Below are 21,300 nucleotides of genomic sequence, written 5' to 3'. Positions count from 1 at the left end.
CGCTTGAACGGACAAGAATTGGTTTCTTCTTCACCGCGCCACCCCCGCACGCCGAGCGACACCAATCACTTCGTCCTGACGTTCGAGAACAACCGCTTCGCCAGCGAGCTCTTCGGTCAGTTCGACCAGAACCTCAAGCTGCTTGAGGAACGGCTCAACATCGATGCGCGGGCCCGCGGCAATTCGGTCGTCATCACAGGCGATGTCGTGACCACCAACCAGGCGCGGCGCACCCTCGATTATCTCTATGAAAAACTTCAGAAAGGCGGCAGCGTGGAACGATCCGACGTCGAGGGCGCAATCCGCATGGCGGTCGCCGCCGACGACCAGCTCAGCCTTCCCACCATGGAGCGCAAGGCCAAGCTGACGATGGCGCAGGTTTCCACACGCAAGAAGACGATCATCGCCCGCACGCCGACCCAGGACGCCTATATAAGGGCGCTTGAGCGTGCCGAGCTGGTCTTCGGCGTCGGCCCGGCCGGCACCGGCAAGACCTATCTCGCCGTCGCCCATGCCGCCCAGCTGCTGGAGCGCGGCGCGGTCGAAAAGATCATCCTGTCGCGTCCGGCCGTCGAAGCCGGCGAGCGGCTCGGCTTCCTGCCCGGCGACATGAAGGAAAAGGTCGACCCCTATCTGCGCCCGCTCTATGACGCGCTTTACGACATGATCCCCGCCGACAAGGTCGACCGGGCGATCACCGCCGGCGTCATCGAAATCGCGCCGCTCGCCTTCATGCGCGGCCGCACGCTCGCCAATGCCGCCATCATCCTCGACGAGGCGCAGAACACGACATCGATGCAGATGAAGATGTTCCTGACGCGTCTCGGCGAAAACGCGCGCATGATCGTGACCGGCGACCCGAGCCAGATCGACCTGCCGCGCGGCGTCAAATCCGGCCTCGTCGAGGCCCTGCAGCTTCTCAACGGCGTCGAGGGCATCTCGATCGTGCGCTTCAAGGATACCGACGTCGTGCGCCATCCGCTGGTCGGGCGTATCGTCAGGGCCTATGATTCCACCTATGCTGCCGCCGAAGCGGAAGCCAGCCGGCAGGACTGATGGCCGAACTCGACATCCAGATCAGCGTCGAAGACATCGGCTGGCCGGGCGAGGAGACGCTGCTGTCGTTCTGCGAACGTGTGCTCGGCGCAGCAGTGATCTATCTCCACGACAGCGAGAAGCAGCCCTTCCCGGCGATGCCGCCCGAGGTTTCTCTCGTCTTCACCGACGACGCCTCGATCCAGGACATCAACGCCGAATGGCGCGGCAAGGACAAGGCGACCAACGTGCTCTCCTTTCCGGCCTTTCCGGTTCAGCCCGGCAAAATGCCCGGTCCGATGCTCGGCGACATCATCATCGCCCGGGAGACGGTGGAGCGGGAAGCCCACGAGTTCGAAAAGAGTTTCGACGACCACCTGACCCATCTTCTGGTGCACGGTTTCTTGCATCTTCTCGGTTACGACCATATGAATAATGCCGAAGCCGAAATTATGGAGGGGCTGGAGACTCGCATTTTGGCGCAGCTCGGCCTATCTGATCCCTACGAGGGTCAAGACCTTAAAATGGAACCATGAGCGACTTTACGACGAAGCCGGCGGCAGACGCCAAGGACTCCGAGCCATCCTCCTCTTCGGACGAGGCGGGCAGTAGTAGTCGGCCATCTGGCCGATCCCAATCCTTCTGGTCGCGCGCCGCGCGCATCCTTCGACCGCAGCAAGGCTCGCGGCTGCGCGAGGATCTTGCCGACGCGCTGATGACCGATGCGGCCGGCGACGATGCCTTTTCGCCCGACGAACGGGCAATGCTGCACAATATCCTGCGCTTTCGCGAGGTGCGTGTCGCCGACGTGATGGTGCCGCGCGCCGATATCGAGGCGGTCGACCAGAACATCACCATCGGCGAACTGATGATCCTGTTCGAGGAATCCGGCCGCTCGCGCATGCCCGTCTATGCCGACACGCTCGACGATCCGCGCGGCATGGTCCATATCCGCGACCTGCTCTCCTATGTCGCCAAGCAGGCGCGCAACAAGCGCCGCGGCCCGACGAAACCGACCGTCGCCGCGCCGGCGATCGAGGTTGCGCCTGAGAACATCCAGAAGACCACGCGGTCGGCCAAGCCGAATTTCGATCTTGCCCGCGTCGACCTGCAGAAGACCCTGGCCGAGGCCGGCATCATCCGCAAGATCCTGTTCGTGCCGCCGTCCATGCTGGCCTCCGACCTGCTGCGCCGCATGCAGGTGAACCGCACGCAGATGGCGCTTGTTATCGACGAATATGGCGGCACCGACGGGCTCGCCTCGCATGAGGACATCGTCGAAATGGTGGTCGGCGATATCGACGATGAACATGACGACGAAGAGGTGATGTTCAAGCGCGTCGCCGAAGACGTCTTCGTTGCCGATGCCCGCGTCGAACTGGAAGAAATCGCCGAAGCGATCGGGCCGGATTTCGACATCAGCGAGCAGGTCGACGAGGTCGATACGCTGGGCGGCCTGATCTTCTCGGCGCTCGGCCGCATTCCCGTCCGCGGCGAAGTCGTCCAGGCCCTGCCGGGCTTCGAGTTCCACATCCTCGACGCCGATCCGCGCCGCATCAAGCGGCTGCGGATCACCCGCAAGCGCCACGCGATCCGCCGCCGCGCCAAGGCGGATGGCGATATCGCTCCCGGTGCCGACGCCGGCGACGACCGGCCGGCGGAATCGACCGCCAGCTAAAGTCGTTTGTTTTACCCGTGTCGTTATCCCGGAGCCGCTGCACAGGCTCCGGCCGATATGCATTAACAGGACAAAGAGCCGCTTTTTTGAAAGACTGCGAACGGGTTGATTCGCGGTTTGATGGGAGTGTGCATGGAGCGGCTTGCGGACAGGGTTATCCTGGTCTGGGGTTTCAAACGGTCGCTGCTGGCCATCGCCGCCGGCGCATTCGCCGTGCTGGCGCTGCCGCCCTTCGGCTTTTTCGCGGCAATGTTCGTCTCCTTCCCCCTGCTCGTCTGGCTGATCGACGGGGCGGCGGCTTCGCCTGAAAGCGGCCTCGCCGGCCGGCTGTGGCCGGCATTTGCCACCGGCTGGCTGTTCGGCTTCGGCTATTTCGTCGCCGGCCTCTGGTGGCTCGGCCGTGCGCTGCTGGTCGATCAGGAGGAATTCGCCTGGGCGCTGCCGCTCGCCATTCTCGGGCTGCCGGCCTGTCTTGCGATTTTCTACGGGCTGGCGACCGCGCTTGCCCGGATCTTCTGGTCCGACGGCCTGGGACGGATCGCCGCACTTGCGGCCGGCTTCGGGCTGATGGAATGGCTTCGCAGCGTCATCCTCACCGGCTTTCCCTGGAACGCCATCGGCTACGGCATGATGCCGGTTCCGCTGATGATGCAGTCGGCGCATGTGATCGGGGCGATGGGGGTAACGACGCTTGCCGTCTTCATCTTTTCTGCGCCCGCCCTTATCGGCACGCGCCAGGGCGCGCGGCTGGGCATTCCGCTCGCCGTCCTGCTGTTTGCCGCCCATCTCGGTTATGGCGCTTATGTCCTCCATCTGGCGCCGCGGCCGGAGACCTTGCCCGAGGACAAGCGGCCGGTGGTGCGGCTGGTGCAGCCTGATATCGACCAGGCGGCGAAGATGGACAATGACGCCGATCGCAGCGCGATCTTCGAGACGCATCTGAAGCTATCGGCCGAAGCGCCTAGGAATGGCGGTCGCAAGCCCGATATCATCGTCTGGCCGGAAACCGCGATCCCCTTCATCCTGACCGACAACCAGGATGCGCTGACGCGGATCGCCGATACGCTCGACGACAACCAGATCCTGATCGCCGGCGCGGTTCGCGCCGAGGAGATGGGACCCGGCACGCCGGCGCGCTACTATAATTCCATCTACGTCATCGACGGCCGCGGCCAGATCATCGCCGCCTCCGACAAGGTGCATCTGGTACCCTTCGGCGAATACCTGCCCTTCGAGGACGTGCTCACCGAATTCGGCATCCAGAACGTCGTCGAGATACCGGGCGGGTTTTCCGCGGCGGCAAGCCGGCACCTGCTGGCGCTGCCCGGCGGGCTCAATCTCTACCCGCTGATCTGCTACGAGATCATTTTCCCCAACGAGATGACCGGCGACATCAAAGACGCCAATGCGATCCTCAATATCACCAATGATGCCTGGTTCGGCGCAACACCCGGACCCTATCAGCACTTCCAGCAGGCGCGGGTCCGGGCTGTCGAAACCGGACTGCCGCTGATTCGCGATGCCAACAGCGGCATTTCAGCGCTGGTGAACGCGCATGGGGAAATTATCGGGGGTCTCGATCTCGAGGAAACCGGCTTCATCGATGCAACCCTCGATAGGTTCGGCGAAGGAGCCGAACCGACAATCCCCCGGCAAACATACTTCTGGTTGACTGAGGCGCTGCTCATTTTGATTGCGCTAATTTCTCGTAGGGGTTTTATTTCCGGGTTGAATTGACCAAAAACCCCTAAAATTGCATAGTGATGACAATCGGCGTTCTGAGCGTATGTTTGCAGATGGGTTCTCACCGCTTGCAACGTGGCGTTTGGGATGGATCAGGGGCATGCCGGTTAGAAACAGATTGAAATTCTTAGCTAGGGCACGACCATGATTGAAAACAAAAAGAAGCCTAACCCGATCGACATCCACGTTGGCAGCCGTATTCGCCTTCGCCGCACGATGCTTGGCATGAGCCAGGAAAAACTCGGCGAGAGCCTCGGGATCACCTTCCAGCAGATCCAGAAATACGAAAAGGGCACCAACCGCGTCGGCGCAAGCCGGCTGCAGAATATCTCGAACATCCTCAATGTTCCGGTTTCCTTTTTCTTCGAGGACGCGCCCGGCGAACATTCCAGCGCCGTCGGCGGCATGGCCGAAGCTTCGAGCTCGAATTACGTCGTCGATTTCCTCTCTTCCTCGGAAGGCCTGCAGCTCAACCGCGCCTTCGTCAAGATTTCCGATCCGAAGGTTCGCCGCAAGGTCGTGGAGCTGGTGAAGGCGCTGGCGGCTGAAGCTGACGCCGACTGAACCACCCCATCGCAGAATTCGAAAGGCGGTCGAAAGGCCGCCTTTTTTGCGTTTTTAGGGCAAAATTTGTCACTTTGCCGCAGATATAAAGATATATTTATGTCCTTCTGCGCTTGTCATCGAGCCTCGAACTGAGTACCTACTAGCTAGCTTTTGTTCTTTGAGGGGAATCCCGGAATGCGCGCGAATTATCTCTTTACCAGCGAATCTGTTGCCGAAGGTCATCCGGACAAGGTCTGTGACCGCATCTCCGACGAGATCGTCGATCTGGTCTACCGCGAAGCGGCCAAGACCGGGGTCAATCCGTGGGGCGTGCGCATTGCCTGCGAAACGCTGGCGACGACCAACCGCGTCGTCATCGCCGGCGAAGTCCGCCTGCCGCCGAGCCTGATGAAGAAGGACAAGGACGGCAAGGACGTCATCAATCCGTCGAAGTTCAAGGCCGCAGCGCGCCGCGCCATCAAGGATATCGGCTACGAACAGGACGGCTTCCATTGGAAGAAGGCGAAGATCGACGTGCTGCTGCATTCGCAGTCGGCCGACATCGCCCAGGGCGTCGACAGCGCCGCCGACCAGCAGGGTGACGAAGGCGCCGGCGACCAGGGCATCATGTTCGGTTACGCCTGCAAGGAAACGCCGGACCTGATGCCGGCGCCGATCTATTATTCCCACAAGATCCTGCAGCTGCTCGCAGCCGCCCGCAAGAAGGGCGACGGCGAAGTCGCCAAGCTCGGCCCCGACGCCAAGAGCCAGGTGACCGTGCGCTACGTCGACGGCAAGCCGTCGGAAGCGACCTCGATCGTGCTGTCGACCCAGCATCTCGACGAGAGCTGGGATTCGAACAAGGTCCGCGCCGTCGTCGAGCCCTATATCCGTGAAGCGCTGGGCGAACTGAAGATCGCCGACGATTGCAAGTGGTACATCAACCCGACCGGCAAGTTCGTCATCGGCGGACCGGACGGCGATGCGGGCCTGACCGGCCGCAAGATCATCGTCGACACCTACGGCGGTGCGGCTCCGCATGGCGGCGGCGCATTCTCCGGCAAGGACACGACCAAGGTCGACCGTTCGGCCGCCTATGCCGCCCGCTACCTTGCCAAGAACGTCGTTGCCGCCGGCCTTGCCGACCGCTGCACGATCCAGATCTCCTACGCGATCGGCGTCGCCCAGCCGCTGTCGATCTATGTCGACCTGCACGGCACCGGCAAGGTCAGCGAGGATCAGATCGAAGCCGCGATCCGCAAGAACATGGATCTTTCGCCGACCGGCATCCGCCGCCATCTCGACCTCAACAAGCCGATCTACGCCAAGACCTCGGCCTACGGCCATTTCGGCCGCAAGGCCGGCCGCGACGGCTCGTTCTCCTGGGAGCGCACGGACCTCGTGAAGGCGCTCAAGGAAAGCGTGAAGGCCTGAGATCAGCATGACGGATATGGAACGCCGCGGCCGGGCGACCGAAGCCTTTTTCGGTCGCCGCAAGGGCAAGGCCCTGCGCGAACACCAGGCCGAGACGCTGAACAGTCTGCTGCCGGCATTCCTGATCGATCTCTCGGCGGCTCCACCGGAGCCGCTGACCTCCCTCTTCCCGGTTCCGCCCGAGAGATTGCGGCTGGAAATCGGTTTTGGCGGCGGCGAGCACCTGATCCACCGCGCCCTGGAGAGACCGTCGACCGGCTTCATCGGCGTCGAGCCCTTCGTCAATTCCATGCAGAAGCTGCTGTCGCGCATCGGCGAGACCGGCGCGCGCAATATCCGCGTCTATAATGACGACGCGACGCAGCTGCTCGACTGGCTGCCGGACGCTTCACTCGATCAGATCGATCTGCTCTATCCCGATCCCTGGCCGAAGCGGAAGCACTGGAAACGCCGCTTTGTCTCGAAGACCAATCTCGACCGCTTCCACCGCGTGCTGAGGCCCGGCGGCCTCTTCTGCTTCGCCTCCGATATCGACACCTATGTGAACTGGACGCTCATCAAATGCCGCGACCATGGCGGCTTCGACTGGATGGCCGACAATGCGGCGGATTGGCTGACGCCCTATCAGGGCTGGCCAAGCACGCGCTATGAGGCCAAGGCCCGGCGTGAGGGCCGGTCCTCGGCCTATCTGACGTTTAGGAAGATCTGAGTTTCAACGGCGGCTAAAGGGAATAGCGACGGGCGTGCCGTGTGGCCCCCTCATCCGACCCTTCGGGCCACCTTCTCCCCGCTGGGGAGAAGAGGGAGATTGCCGCTTCGCCTCGGATTCCATTGAATGAAGTGCTCGGAAGAGGCGGGTTCGTTGGGCAGTGTCGGCGCGCCTTGCTCCCCTCTTCTCCCCAGCGGGGAGAAGGTGGCCCGCAGGGTCGGATGAGGGGGCCGCACGGCACCAACGACGATCAGTTTATCTCGAAGCGGCATCGCTACAAATGCCTGATGCACCGCAATCGCGGTCACACGCCACAGGCGTTCTTCGACGGTCAGTGCAGGCTGACCGTCTTCAGTTCGTCTTCGGCAGCCTTGAAGAAGGTGCTGGAGCGGTTGTCCGTCAAGAGGATCGGCGTGCCGTCGGCGCCGAAGAGTGCCCAGAGGTCGACGTTCGGATCGATATCCGGCGCCTCGGGAAAACACCTGGCGACCTCTTCGGTCCGCATTTTTCTGATATAGGCGACCTCGCCGCTGCCGATGTGGGCAAGTTCGGATTTGGTCAAGTGAGACGTGGCTTCTTTCATCAACATTCCTGTTCCTCCGGAAGAAGGGACCAACGGTTCAACAAACCGTTGTGCTACTGTGAGACCGAAATGTTAATTTTCTTGACCATGCGCGCGGGTTCCGGACGAATTAGATCGACGGAGAGCAGACCGTTCTTCAGACCGGCTCCGAGCACCTGCATGCCATCGGCAAGAACGAAGGTACGCTGGAACTGGCGGGCGGCGATGCCGCGATAGAGATAATCGCGTTCACCCTGTTCCACTTGGCGGCCGCGGATCAGAAGCTGGTTCTCTTCGATGGAGACATCGAGCTCCTCCTCGCTGAAACCGGCCACCGCAAGGGTGATGCGCAGACGTTCGGGCGCGCCGCTGTCGGCGCCGATGCGTTCGATATTATAGGGCGGATATCCGTCGCTTGCCTTGGAAATGCGCTCCAGCGTCTTTTCCATGGCATCGAAGCCCAGAAGCAGCGGGCTGGCGAAAGGGGTAATGCGGCTCATCTCTTTTCAAGTCCTTGATGCAAGCGACCATCCCGGACCTCAAGTGCAGCATCCGGATGCCGCTAATATGGGGAGAGCCGCCCGATGCTGCAAGGCACAGGCAACCGGTCGGCGTCGGCTCCCCGATTTTAAGCCTTCGCCGTTTTAGGCCCTCTCGATTTTAAGATGGCCGGCGCCCGCCTCCTTGCTTGACAAAGCGTCTGCTGCCTCGCATCAAAACGTGCCCGTGCGAAATGTGCTGATTTGTGACGGGAAATGAAGAAGTGGTGCATGCCGCGGCAACTGATATGGCGAGGATGGGACGATCGCAATGGCAAATGCAAGAAAGATCATCATCGACACGGATCCCGGCCAGGACGACGCGGCCGCCATCATGCTTGCCTTCGGCAGCCCGGACGAGCTTGATGTGCTGGGAATCACCACGGTCGCCGGCAACGTGCCGCTGTCGTTCACCAGCCGCAATGCGCGCATCGTCTGCGAGCTCTGCGGCCGGACCGAGACGAAGGTCTTCGCCGGCGCCGACGCGCCGATCGCCCGCAAGCTGGTGACGGCCGAACATGTGCACGGCAAGACCGGCCTCGACGGCCCTGATCTCGCCGAGCCGACGATGGCGCTGCAGCCTGGCCATTCGGTCGATTTCATCATCGAGACGCTGCGTCGCGAGCCTGAGGGTACGGTGACGCTCTGCACGCTCGGGCCGCTCACCAATATCGGCCTGGCCTTGCAGAAAGCGCCCGACATCGCTCCGCGCATCCGCGAACTGGTGATGATGGGCGGCGGCTTCTTCGAGGGCGGCAACATCACGCCGGCGGCCGAATTCAACATCTATGTCGACCCCGAGGCAGCCGATATCGTCTTTCGCTCAGGCGTGCCGATCGCGATGATGCCGCTTGACGTGACGCACAAATTGCTGACCCGCAAGGACCGGGTGAAGCGCATGGCCGAAATCGGCACGGCGCCTGCCAAGGCGATGGTCGAGATGCTGGAATTTTTCGAACGCTTCGATATCGAGAAATACGGCTCGGACGGCGGGCCGCTCCACGACCCCACTGTGATCGCCTACCTGCTGAAGCCGGAGCTCTTTCAAGGCCGGGACTGCAATGTCGAGATCGAGGTCCGGTCCGAACTCACCGTCGGTATGACCGTCGTCGACTGGTGGCATGTCACCGAGCGCAAGCGCAATGCCAGGGTAATGCGCGATGTCGATGCGGACGGCTTCTTCGATCTTCTGATCGAACGCTTCGCCCGCATCTGATTTTCAGGCTTTCCTTCTTCAAGCGAGAAAGCGACCTCAGGCGTCTTTCTCGTCGAAAACGGAATTGGTTTCGGCCTCGGCCGGCTTCGGGCCACCCTTGGCGACACCGACCATGGCCGGGCGCAGCACGCGCTCGCCGATGGTGAAGCCGGCCTGCACGACCTGTACGACCGTGTTGTTCGGCACGTCGGGATTGGGCACTTCGAACATCGCCTGATGGAAATTCGGGTCGAACTTCTGGCCGACCGGCTCCAGCTTGCGAACGCCGTGGCGTTCGAGCGCCGACAGCATGGCGCGTTCGGTCATCTCCACACCCTCGATCAGCGTGGTCAGGCCGGCATCGGCCGCGGCCTTCGTCTCCGGAGAGATGGCATCGAGTGCGCGACGCAGATTGTCGGAAACGGCAAGCATATCGCGCGCGAAACCCGCGACGGAATAGGACTTCGCATCCTTCACCTCGCGCTCGGTGCGCCGGCGCAGATTGTCCATCTCGGCAGCAAGGCGCAGATAGCGGTCGCGCAAATCGCCGTTTTCGGCCTTCAGGAGCTCGAGTGCATCAGGCTGGGCGGCTTCTGGCTGCGCAATATCGTTCTCGACGTAGGCGGCAGCGTCGGCTGCGGCATCGGCCGCAGTTGCGTCAGGTCCGTTTTTCGTCGTGTCATCGGTCATGACGGTCTCCGGTTGGTGTCTTCAGATGCGCCCGATATCGAGGTTTGACCGAAAAAAATCAAGTCTGCGTGACAAAGAAGCGAAAATTCCGCGGTCTTTGTCAAAGCCACGTCAAAGCGGATTGCGCGAAAGCCGGGAGACGAGCTGAGCGGTGTAATCAACCATCGGCACGATGCGGGAATAATTGAGCCGCGTCGGGCCGATGACGCCGACGGCGCCGACGATGCGATCGTCCTCGTCACGATAGGGCGCGACGATCAGCGACGAGCCGGACAGCGAAAAGAGCTTGTTTTCCGAACCGATGAAAATGCGCACACCCGAACCGGTTTCGGCGAGATTGAGGATTTCGATCAGGCTGTCCTTCTTTTCGAGATCGTCGAACAGCAGGCGCAGCCGGTCGAGATCCTCGGCGCCGGCGAGGCCTTCGAGCAGGTTGGCGCGGCCGCGGATGATGAGCTGCGTAGGCTTGCCCTCGTCAGGGCTGCCGGCCCAGACGGCGATGCCGCGCTCGACGAGATCACGCGACAGGGCGTCGAGCTCATGACGGACATTATCCTTCAGCTGGCTCAATTGTTTGCGCAGCTCCGGCAGGGTCTGGCCGGACATATGAGCATTGAGAAAATTCGCCGCCTCCGTCAACTGGGAGGAGGTGACGCCCGCCGGCAGCTCGATGATGCGGTTTTCCACCTGGTCGTGATCGCCGACGAGCACAGCCAGCGCCTTGGTCGGTTCGAGCCGGATGAACTCGACATGTTTGAGCACCGGATCGCTTTTCGAGGTGATGACGAGGCCGGCGCCGCGCGAAATGCCGGACAGCATGCGGCTTGCCTCGTTCATCATCGATTCCACCGGATTGCCGCCGCTTTCGCCTCGCACCTGCCGATCGATATTGGCGCGGTCCTCGGGGGAGAGGTCGCCGACCTGCATGAAGGCATCGACGAAGAAGCGCAGGCCGATCTGGGTCGGCAGCCGGCCGGCGCTGGTATGCGGCGAATAGATCAGGCCGAGATCTTCGAGATCGCTCATGACGTTGCGCACCGAGGCTGGCGACAGCGACATCGGCAGCAGGCGGGACAGATTACGCGAACCGAGCGGCTCGCCGCTCTCCAGATATCCTTCGACGATGCGGCGAAAAATTTCCCGGGAGCGCTCGTCCAGCGCAGCAACGGCATCCGAAACCGACGTCGACCTGATGCCCATGAAACTTACGAACTCGCGCTGATGATCCTTCCCAAAGTTAAGTCAAACTGACACCCGTGGCAAAAGGGAATTTGCAAATGGGCGCCGCCAATCGTAGAAGCGGTCAACAAACCCCAGGAGATTAGAATGCGGCCTTCAGGCAGAAAAATCGACCAGATGCGTAAGGTCTCGTTCGAGCGCAATTTTTCCAAGCATGCGGAAGGCTCCTGCCTGGTGAAATTCGGCGATACGCATGTGCTCTGCACCGCCAGCCTCGAAGAAAAGACGCCGCCATGGCTGCGCAATACCGGCAAGGGCTGGGTCACGGCCGAATACGGCATGCTGCCGCGGGCGACCGGCGAGCGCATGAAGCGCGAGGCCGCCGCCGGCAAGCAGGGCGGCCGCACCCAGGAAATCCAGCGGCTGATCGGCCGCTCGCTGCGCGCCGTCGTCGATCTGCAGGCGCTCGGCGAACGGCAGATCACCCTTGATTGCGACGTCATCCAGGCCGATGGCGGCACCCGCACAGCCTCGATCACCGGCGGCTGGATCGCGCTTTACGACTGCCTGAAATGGATGGAAAGCCGCAACATGATCAAGGTCGACCGGGTCCTGAAGGATCACGTCGCCGCCATCTCCTGCGGCGTCTTCGCCAGCCAGCCGGTGATCGACCTCGATTATCTCGAGGATTCCTCGGCAGAGACCGACGCCAACTTCGTGATGACCGGCGCCGGCGGTATCGTCGAAATCCAGGGCACGGCCGAAGGCACGCCGTTTACCGAAGAGGAATTCAGCTCGCTGATGGGCCTTGCCAAGAACGGCATCGGCGAACTCGTCGCCCTGCAGAAGCAGGCGATCGCGGGATGAACACCATGCTGGAAGGCATGCTGGAGACGGCGCTCTATGCGAGCGATCTCGACCGGGCCGAGCTCTTCTATGAAGAGGTTCTCGGGCTTGAAAAGATCGCCCGCGCCGGCAATCGGCATGTCTTCTTTCGCTGCGGGCCCGGCGTGCTGCTGATCTTCAATCCAGAAGAAACGGTCAAACCGCCGGCGCACGACGCGCTGCAGGTGCCGCCGCACGGCACATCAGGGGCGGGCCATGCCTGCTTCCGGGTCACCGGCCGCAATATCGATGCGATGGCCGAACGGTTGAAAGCGGCCGGCGTGGCGATCGAATCCGAGGTGCATTGGCCCAATGGCGGCCGCTCGATCTATTTCCGCGATCCCGCCGGCAACAGCCTGGAATGCGCGGAGGCTAAAATCTGGGGCATCGAACAGGATATCTGAATGCGCAAGCTCGAAACGAAGACCATCGTCGTCGCCAGCCATAATGCCGGCAAGATCCGCGAGATCCAGGAATTGATCGGACCGCTCGGCTTCACCGCCAAATCGGCGGCCGAGCTGAATTTCGTCGAACCCGACGAAACCGGCACCAGCTTCGAGGAGAATGCGACGATCAAGGCGGTGGCCTCTGCCAATGCCTCCGGCATGCCGGCGCTGTCGGACGATTCCGGGCTGGTGGTCGACGCGCTTGACGGCGATCCCGGCGTCTACACCGCCAATTGGGCGGAGACCTCCGACGGCACGCGCGATTTCGACATGGCGATGGCGAAGGTGGAAAAGGCGCTGCAGGATGCCGGCGCGACCAAACCTGAACAGCGTACCGCCCGTTTCGTCAGCGTGCTCTGCCTTGCCTGGCCGGACGGCCACACGGAGCTGTTTCGCGGCGAGGTGGAGGGCAGCGTCGCCTGGCCGCCGCGCGGCACGCAGGGATTCGGCTACGATCCGGTCTTCCAGCCAGAGGGTTACGACATCACTTTCGGGGAAATGAGCAGCGAGGAAAAACACGGCTGGAACATTGGCCAGCCGCAGGCGCTGTCGCACCGGGCCCGCGCCTTCAAACTTTTTGTCGAAACCTGCCTGGAGGCATAAGGTCGCTACGTGGACAATTTCGACACGCCAGGCTCCCCGCGCGACGCGGCGCTGCTGCCCGATACCGGCGAGCCCGGCTTCGGCGTCTATGTCCATTGGCCCTTCTGCGCGGCGAAGTGTCCCTATTGCGATTTCAACAGCCATGTGCGCCACCAGCCGGTGGATCAGGAACGCTTTACATCAGCTTTCCTGAAGGAAATGGCTGCTGTCCGGGCCATCAGCGGGCCGAAGACGGTGACGAGCATCTTCCTCGGCGGCGGCACGCCCTCGCTGATGAAGCCGGAAACGGTCTCGGCCATTCTCGACGGCATTGCCCGGCACTGGCATGTGCCCGCCGGCATCGAGATCACCATGGAGGCCAACCCTTCAAGCGTCGAGGCCGACCGCTTCCGCGGCTACCGGACAGCCGGCGTCAACCGCGTCTCACTCGGCGTGCAGGCGTTGAACGACCGGGATCTGAAATTCCTCGGCCGGCTGCATGACGTTGCCGATGCGCTGAAGGCGATCCGGCTGGCGCGCGAGATTTTTCCGCGCATGTCCTTCGACCTGATCTACGCCCGGCCGGACCAGACGGTCGAGGAATGGGAAAAGGAGCTCAAGCAGGCGATCTCCTATGCGGTCGACCACCTCTCCCTCTATCAGCTGACCATCGAGGAAGGCACGCCCTTCTACGGCCTACACAAATCAGGCAAACTGATCGTGCCGGATGGCGAGCAATCGGCGGTGCTCTATGAGGCGACGCAGGAGATCACCGCGCGCGAAGGCATGCCCGCCTATGAGGTTTCCAACCACGCACGGCCGGGTGCGGAAAGCCGGCATAACCTGACCTATTGGCGTTACGGCGACTATGCCGGCATCGGCCCCGGCGCGCACGGCCGGCTGACGCGCGGCCCCGAAAAGATCGCAACGGCGACCGAGCGCAAGCCGGAAGCCTGGCTCGAGATGGTCGAGCGCGACGGCCACGGCATTCTCGACGAGGAACGGCTCGGCTACGAGGAGCAGTCCGACGAATTGCTGCTGATGGGGCTGCGGCTCAGGGAAGGCGTCGACCTTGCCCGCTGGCAGCAGCTTTCCGGCCGCGACCTCGACCCGAAACGCGAGGAATTCCTGCTCGAACACAAATTCATCGAGCGGATCGGCAATTCACGCCTGCGCTGCACGCCCTCAGGCATGTTGATCCTCGATTCCGTCGTCGCCGACCTCGCCTGCTGACATCAGGACAACGGATTGTTTCCAGCGCGGCAGCGATATCGCCATCCGCGCCGGAAACCATTCTCACCTGTGGCTTGCTGCGTCCGCCTTGAACAGGCTGCCGGTCGGCGTCTTCAGGAACATCTCCAGCGGAATATGTTCCTGGTGCAGGAAGCCGGTGGCCGGCAACAACCCGTCGCGGACCATTTCGATGACGGCGACGACGGAGGCCGACGTCGTCCAGGCGATCGCCGTGCGGCGCGCGCCGGCAATCTCGATCGGGTAATAGGCGCGCACGAATTCCTTGCGGCGCAGGCTGCCGTTCTCGGTGCCCTCGGCGGCGACATGGACATAGACGACATCGTCTTCGACGGGCGGCTTGGCATTGGTCAAGATCTCGCCGGCGAGCTTGCGTTTGTCGCGCATCAGCAGCTCGTGGAAGAAGAAGTTCATCAGCTCCATATGGCCGGGGTAACGCATGGTCTTGTAATCGAGATTGTCGATCTTGCCGAGCATGGTGTCGCACATCGTGCCGAGGCCGCCCGAGGTGGTGAAGGCTTCGAGCTTGACGCCGCCGACATAGACGGTCTCGTGCCATTCCATCGGCGAGACGAGCTTGCGCACCCCACCCTCGATGACCTCGCAATCGTTCAGATATTCGTTGACCACACCCTCGGGCGACCAGTTGAAGGCGTAGCCGAGCAGTCCGGTCGGATGCTGCGGCAGGGCGCCGACGCGCATGCGGATCGAGCGGCAGCGATCGAAGCCGTCGGCAAGGCTGGCGCCGACGATACCGACGAAACCCGGGGCCAGGCCGCATTGCGGCGCCATCAGGCCGCGGGCGGTCTTCGACAGTTCGATGATGAAATTGGTGGTGGGAACGTCTTCGGTGAGGTCGAAATAATGAATGCCGGCGAGATGGGCGGCGCGCGCCAATTCGATGTTCAGATGGTAGGGAAGGCAGGAGAGCACTGCCTCGACATTCGACAGCAGTTCGCCGACCACCTGAGGGTCGGCAATATCGCCGGCGCGGCACTTGAAGGGAACGTCGCTCAGCGGCAGCTGCGCATCGACGCCGATGACCTCGAAGCCGCCCTCATGCAACAGCGTGGCCGCCAGCCGCCCGACCTTGCCGAGGCCGAGAACGGCGATCTTTCTAAAACTCATGCATTATCCTCCCATGCGCCCTCTTGGCGCTTCAGTCTTGTCCGACGCACGCCGCTCCAAATCGGACATGCGCGGGGTGGCCGGAGGTATAGAATAAAAAGCTCATAAAGCAAAACGGCCGGAATCGCTTCCAGCCGTCAAGACCTTCCAAAAGTCGGGGGGTTATTCGTTGATCAGCCGCTTCAGAAGCTCGACTTCGTGCGACAGCTTGGTGTCTCCTGATATCAGCTCTTCGATCTTGCGCACGGCGTGCAGCACGGTCGTGTGATCGCGCCCGCCGAAACGGCGGCCAATCTCGGGGAAGGAGCGCGGCGTCAGCGTTTTCGACAGATACATGGCGATCTGGCGCGGCTTGACGATGACGCGGGTGCGGCGGTTCGAGACCAGTTCCTGGCGCGAGACATTGTAGTGCCTGGCGACGATGCGCTGGATATCCTCGATGCGCACGCGGCGGGGTTCGCCGGAGCCGACCAGATGAGCAAGCAGCTCGTCGACGCGCTCGATCGACAGGTTCGGCTCGAAGGAGCGGCGGAAGACCAGCTGGTTGAAGGCGCCTTCCAATTCGCGGCCGCTGGCCGTGATGTTGCGGGCGACGTGCTGCAGCAGGTCGGCCGGAATTTCGAGCGACGGATCTTCGAGCCGGGCGGCCGCCAGGCGGCGCTTGAGGATTTCGAGACGCATCTCGTAATCCGGCGCGTCGAATTCGATCGCGACGCCGCCCTGCAGGCGCGAGCGGACGCGGGGATCGAGCGATTCCAGCTCCCAGGGCGCGCGGTCGGCGGCGACGACCACCTGCTTGGCGCTGTCGAGCAGCATGTTGAGGAGATGGCAGAATTCGTGCTGGATCATCTTGCCCTGCAGGAACTGCATATCGTCGATGATCAGGAGATCGATGTTGCGCAGCGAATCCTTCAGCGTCAGCGCGTCATTGTCGCGGATCGCCGTGGCGAAGCGCCACATGAAATATTCGGCCGTGAGATAGACGACGCGCAGCGCCCGCGGGTTCTGCACCGCTGCATTGGCGATTGCCTGCAGCAGGTGGGTCTTGCCGAGGCCGACCGCCGAATGGATGAACAGAGGATTGAAGCGCACGGCGCCGGAACCGGCTTCGGCGATCGTCTTCGCAGCCGCGAGTGCGACACGGTTCGAGCTGCCTTCGACGAAGGTGTCGAAGGTGAAGCGGCTGTCGAGCGGCGAACCGAAGAGCGGCGAACCGAAGCTTGCGGGTCTTGCCGTGGCAACGGAGGAAATCGCCTGCTGGACGGCCTGACCGGCCGGCTGGGCACTTGCGGGACGGCGCGCCTGGGGGGCAGCGACCGGCTCGGGCTGAACCACCTCGTCGAGCGACTTCGAGCCGCTGCGCGTTGCCGTGCGCACCAGGACTTCGATCTTCAGAATTTCCGGATCCTCGGCCTGGAACAGACCGGTGATGAGATCGAGATAACGATTGTTGATCCACGACTTCAGGAAGGTCGTGGGAACCGAAAGGCGAACCACGCTCTTCGATACCGAATGCAGCTTCAGCCTGGCAAACCAGCTGGCATAGACGTCAGGACCGACCTGGGCCTTCAAGCGCGCGCTGACGCGCTCAAACAATATGCCGTGCTTCATTTCCGCCTTTTCTTCTCCCACTTCGAGGCGAATGGAGCCAAACGCCTGCGGTGCCACATCCCCATTGTCGAGCCCGCCCGTCGTCATCGTATTCATCTGCATAATGCCGCCTTTCAATTCCACCGGGCGACCTCCGCTAAAACAGCCGCCCGATTATTCCCCGCTTTGGCGGGCTGGCGGATCCTCATGAGCCGCTCACCTGCCGGTTCACTCAAACACTGCCCCCGAAGGGACCGGCACAAAATTCCGTTGCAGGGACCGCAATCATGCGGCGCCTTCATCGGCGTTCCGTGCCAGGCTGGCGGTCGATCCTCGTTTTCGGCCGACCAGCCCGAACGCAATATCACTTTAACCTTCTCCGGCGGCCTCGCCTTAAACGTGTGGCCGCTGAAGGCACAAAACATCCCTGCCCGTAACAGCCACGTTACGGCCCAAATCCGTCGAGTGCTTGAAAAAACGGAAGCGCAAGGCTCCGTAACAAATGGCACAAACTTATCGCCCTGCCGACGTGGCAGTTTAAGACCGAGCCTCTGCAGGTGATGTCCGCGCCCTTTGTTGAAAGCCATTTAGGCAGGATCAAAAGGCAAGATCAACGATGAATTTTACGCAAAATTAAGAAGCGGGCATTGACTCCGGGGGCCGTTTTCGGGCGTCACACCAGCGTCAAAAAAGAATCGCTTTTGAATCAAGGAGATTCCCCGTTCGGGCTATTTTGACACGCATGGAAAGAAAAAAAATAAAAATCTTCTTGACTCCCCCTAGGTCCCGGAAGCTCGGGGCAGAGTCGCGCAGCGCAGAAGCATCCTTGCGCAAGCCTTTGTTTTTAAAGGCTTTTTCCTGTCATGGCACTGACACGAAACAGTCGTGAGATTAACCATACAGGCGCCGATCGGCGGAATCGAAAAAGCCCGGTAAAATTACCGGGCTAATCATAACGAGGAGGTCGTTAACGGAAGATTACGCGGTCGCGGTGACCGAAAGAGCCTTCACACGAGCGGCCAGGCGCGAGACCTTGCGCGATGCCGTATTGGAGTGAAGGACGCCCTTGCTGGCGGCGCGGGCAAGCTCGGGCTGAGCGGCCAGGAAAGCTTCCTTCGCCTTGGCGGCGTCACCGGATGCGATGGCCTCTTCGACCTGGCGAACGAAAGTACGAACGCGCGAGCGACGAGCCTTATTGACGTCGGTACGGCGGGCGATCTTGCGGGTCGCTTTTTTCGCCGAAGTTGTATTGGCCATGGATGCCTCTCTCAAGAATTCGAACAAACTCCGCCATTACCGCGGGCCCTGCGGCCACAAAATCCAGCAATGCGGGAGCAATCGCGGAAAACCAGACCGGCTTTCCGAACCGTGGGCGGGCATATAACTCTAAAGCCGGCCCACGTCAACGCGGATTTTCAAGCTTTGCCGCGGGAAGCGGCGAAAAGCGTTCAACGGTGCGTAAAAGCCGGTTTACGCTTCTCGACGAAGGCCGCCATGCCTTCTTTCTGGTCGTCGGTGGCAAAGAGGCTGTGAAACAGCCGGCGTTCGAACCGCAAGCCCTCCTCCAGCGTCGTTTCGAAGGCGCGGTTGACCGCCTCCTTGGCCATCAGGACCGAGGGCTGAGACAGCGAGGCGATCTTTTCGGCCGCGGCAAGAGCCTCCTCGAGCAGACGCTCGGGCGCCACCACACGCGAAACGAGTCCCGATCGTTCAGCTTCCGCGGCATCCATCATCCGGCCGGTCAGGATCAGATCCATGGCCTTCGCCTTGCCGACGGCGCGCGTCAGCCGCTGCGAACCGCCCATGCCGGGAATAACGCCGAGAGTGATTTCCGGCTGGCCGAACTTCGCCGTCTCCGAGGCGATGATGAAATCGCACATCATGGCGAGCTCGCAGCCGCCCCCGAGCGCAAAGCCGCTGACGGCGGCGATGACAGGCTTGCGGGCCTTTGCGACCTCGTCCCAGCCGCTGATGAAATCGCTCTTATAGATATCGGCGAAGTGCAGCGGCTGCATCTCCTTGATGTCGGCGCCGGCGGCGAAGGCACGCTCGGAGCCGGTGAGCACGATCGCGCCGACCGCCTCGTCGGCGTGGAAAGCGGCATAGGCCTGCTTCAGCTCCTTCAGGACCGTGGAGTTCAGCGCGTTCAGCGCCTGCGGGCGGTTCAGCGTGACGAGGCCGACATTGCCTCGGGTTTCGACGATCAGGGTCTCATAGGCCATGCTGTTCTCCCGGTTTTGGCTCTCATTTCTGGCAGGTGGCGCAATAGAAGGTGGAGCGGCCCGCCTGGACGATACGGGCGACCGTACCGCCGCAGCCGGGCGTGCGGCAAGCCTGACCTTCGCGATCATAGACGGAGAAGGAATGCTGGAAATAGCCGAGCGATCCGTCGGTCTGGATATGATCGCGCAGCGACGATCCGCCGGCGGCGATCGCATCGGCGATAACGTCGCGGATCGCAGCGACCAGCAGGTTTAGCTGCTCCTTCGGCCGGCCACCCGCCGTCACCAGCGTGCCGGCGGCGCGGACCGGCGAAAGATGCGAGCGCCACAGCGCCTCGCAGACATAGATATTGCCGAGGCCGGCAATATTCTTCTGGTCGAGGAGCGCGCTCTTCAGCGGCTGTGCCTTGTCGCGGAAGCGCTCGGCAAGATAGGCGGCGCCGAGCTCGTTTCCCGTCGGCTCCGGGCCGAGATCGCGGAAGAAGGGATGGGCGGCGAGATCGGCGCGCTCCACCATATCCATGAAACCGAAACGGCGTGGGTCATTATAGATGACGCGACGCGGGCCACTTGCGCCTTCCAGATGAAAGACGACGTGATCGTGCTTCTCGTCCTTCGAGCGGGCATGGTGGAATTCGCCGGGCGTGGCGGCTCCGGCGCCTTCCTCGATGCGAAACGAACCGGACATGCCGAGATGGGAGATCAGCGTGTTGCCGTCATCGAGATCGACCAGCAGATATTTGGCGCGGCGGCCGAGGCTGACGATGATGCGGCCGGATACCCTGTCGGCCAAAGCATCGGGAAAGGGGAAGCGCAGATCGGCGCGGCGCAGTTCCAGCCTTGTGACGCGAGCCCCCTCCATGGTCGGCGCCAGGCCGCGTTTGACCGTTTCGACTTCTGGCAATTCCGGCATCTTAACCCATCTATATCTAACGTGTTTCAACCGAGGACGATGTGCGCTATAGCGCCAGTGGCCCGTGGACAGCGTGGCCCAGTGATAACGTCGCGCGCGGTCTTTCGCTATGGCCGCCGCACCGATCTTCAAGGAACGGAGCAGCCTGATGTCAGAAAGCCGCACTTCCGCCGATGGCGGCATGGAGACCTCCTACGGCTTCCGCGAGGTGCCGGGCGGCGAGAAGCAGGGCCTCGTCAATGAGGTGTTCCACAAGGTCGCCAAGCGCTACGACATCATGAACGACGTGATGTCGATGGGCATGCACCGCGCCTGGAAGGATGCGATGATTTCGGCGCTCAACCCGCGCAAGGAGCCGGGCTACAAGGTGCTCGACGTTGCCGGCGGCACGGGCGACATCGCCTTCCGTATCGTCGAGGCTTCGGGTCGGCAAGCGCATGCGACCGTGCTCGACATCAACGGCTCGATGCTCGGCGTCGGCGCCGAACGGGCGGAAAAGAAGAAACTGTCCGGCAATCTCACCTTCGTCGAGGCGAATGCCGAGGAACTGCCTTTCGAGGCCGCCAGCTTCGACGCCTATACCATCGCCTTCGGCATCCGCAACGTGCCGCGGATCGATGCGGCGCTGTCGGAAGCCTATCGCGTGCTGAAGCGCGGCGGACGGCTGCTGGTGCTCGAATTTTCCGAAGTCGACATGCCGCTTCTCGACAAGATCTATGACGCCTGGTCGTTCAATGCCATTCCGCAATTCGGCAAGGCGATCACCGGCGATGCCGAACCCTACCAATATCTGGTGGAATCGATCCGCAAATTCCCCAACCAGGAGAATTTCGCGGCAATGATCCGCCAGGCCGGCTTTTCGCGCGTCTCCTACACCAATTATACCGGCGGCATTGCCGCCCTGCATTCCGGCTGGAAGCTCTGAGGGAATGAAGGAAAAAAAGACGAACCTCCCTCGGTGGGGCATTTCAGC

Annotated in this window: 22 protein-coding genes; 13 read left to right on the top strand and 9 right to left on the bottom strand. The window is 62.1% G+C overall.

Translation table 11 applies throughout. The features are described 5' to 3' along the window. The first annotated feature begins 3 nt into the window (after nt 1–3). The 7 genes from RHEC894_RS02020 to RHEC894_RS01990 all read left to right on the top strand — a co-directional run bounded on the left by RHEC894_RS02020 (nt 4) and on the right by RHEC894_RS01990 (nt 7,145). Complete coding sequence (locus tag RHEC894_RS02020) at nt 4–1,056, top strand: PhoH family protein (RefSeq protein ID WP_085735845.1); 1,053 nt, start codon at nt 4–6, stop codon at nt 1,054–1,056. Beyond that, complete coding sequence (gene ybeY, locus RHEC894_RS02015; RefSeq protein WP_085735843.1) at nt 1,056–1,571, top strand: rRNA maturation RNase YbeY; 516 nt, start codon at nt 1,056–1,058, stop codon at nt 1,569–1,571. Before RHEC894_RS02020 ends, ybeY begins: the two co-directional genes overlap by 1 nt. Beyond that, nucleotides 1,568–2,713 (top strand): hemolysin family protein, encoded by a 1,146-nt coding sequence (locus RHEC894_RS02010; RefSeq protein WP_085735841.1) that lies wholly within the window; start codon nt 1,568–1,570, stop codon nt 2,711–2,713. The genes ybeY and RHEC894_RS02010 overlap by 4 nt, the downstream gene beginning before the upstream one ends. A 132-nt stretch (nt 2,714–2,845) precedes the next feature. Then, on the top strand, nt 2,846–4,450 hold the full coding sequence (gene lnt / locus RHEC894_RS02005; protein ID WP_085735839.1) for an apolipoprotein N-acyltransferase: 1,605 nt from the start codon (nt 2,846–2,848) through the stop codon (nt 4,448–4,450). Nucleotides 4,451–4,600: 150 nt separating this feature from the next. Continuing rightward, the gene (locus tag RHEC894_RS02000; RefSeq protein WP_085735838.1) at nt 4,601–5,020 is read left to right on the top strand and encodes a helix-turn-helix domain-containing protein; all 420 of its coding nucleotides are present in this window, start codon (nt 4,601–4,603) and stop codon (nt 5,018–5,020) included. 177 nt (nt 5,021–5,197) lie between these two features. Next, nucleotides 5,198–6,436 carry a methionine adenosyltransferase gene (gene metK, locus RHEC894_RS01995; RefSeq protein ID WP_085735836.1) on the top strand — a complete coding sequence of 413 codons (1,239 nt, stop codon included), beginning with the start codon at nt 5,198–5,200 and terminating at the stop codon, nt 6,434–6,436. Between the two features lie 7 nt (nt 6,437–6,443). Beyond that, nucleotides 6,444–7,145 (top strand): tRNA (guanosine(46)-N(7))-methyltransferase TrmB, encoded by a 702-nt coding sequence (locus RHEC894_RS01990; protein ID WP_085735834.1) that lies wholly within the window; start codon nt 6,444–6,446, stop codon nt 7,143–7,145. A gap of 331 nt (nt 7,146–7,476) precedes the next feature. Here RHEC894_RS01990 and RHEC894_RS01985 read toward each other — a convergent pair whose 3' ends face one another. Together RHEC894_RS01985 and RHEC894_RS01980 are read right to left on the bottom strand one after the other, a co-directional pair. After that, nucleotides 7,477–7,734, bottom strand: a complete 258-nt coding sequence (locus RHEC894_RS01985; protein WP_085735833.1) for a DUF1150 family protein — start codon at nt 7,732–7,734, stop codon at nt 7,477–7,479. A 47-nt stretch (nt 7,735–7,781) separates the two neighbouring features. After that, on the bottom strand, nt 7,782–8,207 hold the full coding sequence (locus tag RHEC894_RS01980; protein ID WP_003583826.1) for an Hsp20 family protein: 426 nt from the start codon (nt 8,205–8,207) through the stop codon (nt 7,782–7,784). 310 nt (nt 8,208–8,517) lie between these two features. On the opposite strand from RHEC894_RS01980, the gene RHEC894_RS01975 reads away from it, so the two are divergent. Next, complete coding sequence (locus RHEC894_RS01975) at nt 8,518–9,462, top strand: nucleoside hydrolase (RefSeq protein WP_085735831.1); 945 nt, start codon at nt 8,518–8,520, stop codon at nt 9,460–9,462. A 36-nt stretch (nt 9,463–9,498) separates the two neighbouring features. On the opposite strand, the gene grpE is transcribed toward RHEC894_RS01975, so the two are convergent. Both grpE and hrcA read right to left on the bottom strand, forming a co-directional pair. Next, the gene (gene grpE, locus RHEC894_RS01970; protein ID WP_085735829.1) at nt 9,499–10,131 is read right to left on the bottom strand and encodes a nucleotide exchange factor GrpE; all 633 of its coding nucleotides are present in this window, start codon (nt 10,129–10,131) and stop codon (nt 9,499–9,501) included. Nucleotides 10,132–10,242: 111 nt separating this feature from the next. Next, nucleotides 10,243–11,331: a heat-inducible transcriptional repressor HrcA gene (hrcA, locus tag RHEC894_RS01965; RefSeq protein ID WP_010068480.1), complete on the bottom strand. Its 1,089-nt coding sequence runs from the start codon at nt 11,329–11,331 to the stop codon at nt 10,243–10,245. A gap of 126 nt (nt 11,332–11,457) precedes the next feature. Between hrcA and rph the strand changes: the two genes are divergently transcribed. From rph to hemW, 4 genes are read left to right on the top strand one after another with little or no spacing between them, the layout of a single operon-like run. Continuing rightward, entirely contained in the window at nt 11,458–12,177 is a 720-nt protein-coding gene (rph, locus tag RHEC894_RS01960) for a ribonuclease PH (RefSeq protein WP_085735827.1), read from the top strand. Then, the gene (locus tag RHEC894_RS01955) at nt 12,174–12,599 is read left to right on the top strand and encodes a VOC family protein (RefSeq protein WP_010066377.1); all 426 of its coding nucleotides are present in this window, start codon (nt 12,174–12,176) and stop codon (nt 12,597–12,599) included. The genes rph and RHEC894_RS01955 overlap by 4 nt, the downstream gene beginning before the upstream one ends. Continuing rightward, a complete protein-coding gene (rdgB, locus tag RHEC894_RS01950; protein ID WP_085735826.1) occupies nt 12,600–13,244 on the top strand; it encodes an RdgB/HAM1 family non-canonical purine NTP pyrophosphatase in 645 nt (214 codons plus the stop codon). Between the two features lie 9 nt (nt 13,245–13,253). Beyond that, nucleotides 13,254–14,456: a radical SAM family heme chaperone HemW gene (gene hemW, locus RHEC894_RS01945; protein ID WP_085735824.1), complete on the top strand. Its 1,203-nt coding sequence runs from the start codon at nt 13,254–13,256 to the stop codon at nt 14,454–14,456. A 63-nt stretch (nt 14,457–14,519) separates the two neighbouring features. Here hemW and RHEC894_RS01940 read toward each other — a convergent pair whose 3' ends face one another. From RHEC894_RS01940 to mutM, 5 genes are all read right to left on the bottom strand, one after another. Then, on the bottom strand, nt 14,520–15,602 hold the full coding sequence (locus tag RHEC894_RS01940) for a saccharopine dehydrogenase C-terminal domain-containing protein (RefSeq protein ID WP_085735822.1): 1,083 nt from the start codon (nt 15,600–15,602) through the stop codon (nt 14,520–14,522). Between the two features lie 162 nt (nt 15,603–15,764). Then, a complete protein-coding gene (dnaA, locus tag RHEC894_RS01935; RefSeq protein WP_085738822.1) occupies nt 15,765–17,315 on the bottom strand; it encodes a chromosomal replication initiator protein DnaA in 1,551 nt (516 codons plus the stop codon). An 855-nt stretch (nt 17,316–18,170) separates the two neighbouring features. Further along, on the bottom strand, nt 18,171–18,449 hold the full coding sequence (rpsT, locus tag RHEC894_RS01930) for a 30S ribosomal protein S20 (RefSeq protein ID WP_085735820.1): 279 nt from the start codon (nt 18,447–18,449) through the stop codon (nt 18,171–18,173). Between the two features lie 191 nt (nt 18,450–18,640). Beyond that, a complete protein-coding gene (locus RHEC894_RS01925) occupies nt 18,641–19,414 on the bottom strand; it encodes an enoyl-CoA hydratase (protein WP_010066668.1) in 774 nt (257 codons plus the stop codon). A gap of 22 nt (nt 19,415–19,436) precedes the next feature. Then, the gene (gene mutM, locus RHEC894_RS01920) at nt 19,437–20,327 is read right to left on the bottom strand and encodes a bifunctional DNA-formamidopyrimidine glycosylase/DNA-(apurinic or apyrimidinic site) lyase (protein ID WP_085735818.1); all 891 of its coding nucleotides are present in this window, start codon (nt 20,325–20,327) and stop codon (nt 19,437–19,439) included. A 148-nt stretch (nt 20,328–20,475) separates the two neighbouring features. On the opposite strand from mutM, the gene ubiE reads away from it, so the two are divergent. Further along, on the top strand, nt 20,476–21,252 hold the full coding sequence (gene ubiE, locus RHEC894_RS01915; protein ID WP_085738821.1) for a bifunctional demethylmenaquinone methyltransferase/2-methoxy-6-polyprenyl-1,4-benzoquinol methylase UbiE: 777 nt from the start codon (nt 20,476–20,478) through the stop codon (nt 21,250–21,252). The last annotated feature ends 48 nt before the right edge of the window (nt 21,253–21,300 follow it).

Origin of the sequence: Rhizobium sp. CIAT894 (assembly GCF_000172795.2) — a bacterium.
Lineage (GTDB): Bacteria > Pseudomonadota > Alphaproteobacteria > Rhizobiales > Rhizobiaceae > Rhizobium.
The sequence above is the reverse complement of the archived record's forward strand: the minus strand, read 5'-3'. Positions and strand labels throughout refer to the sequence as shown.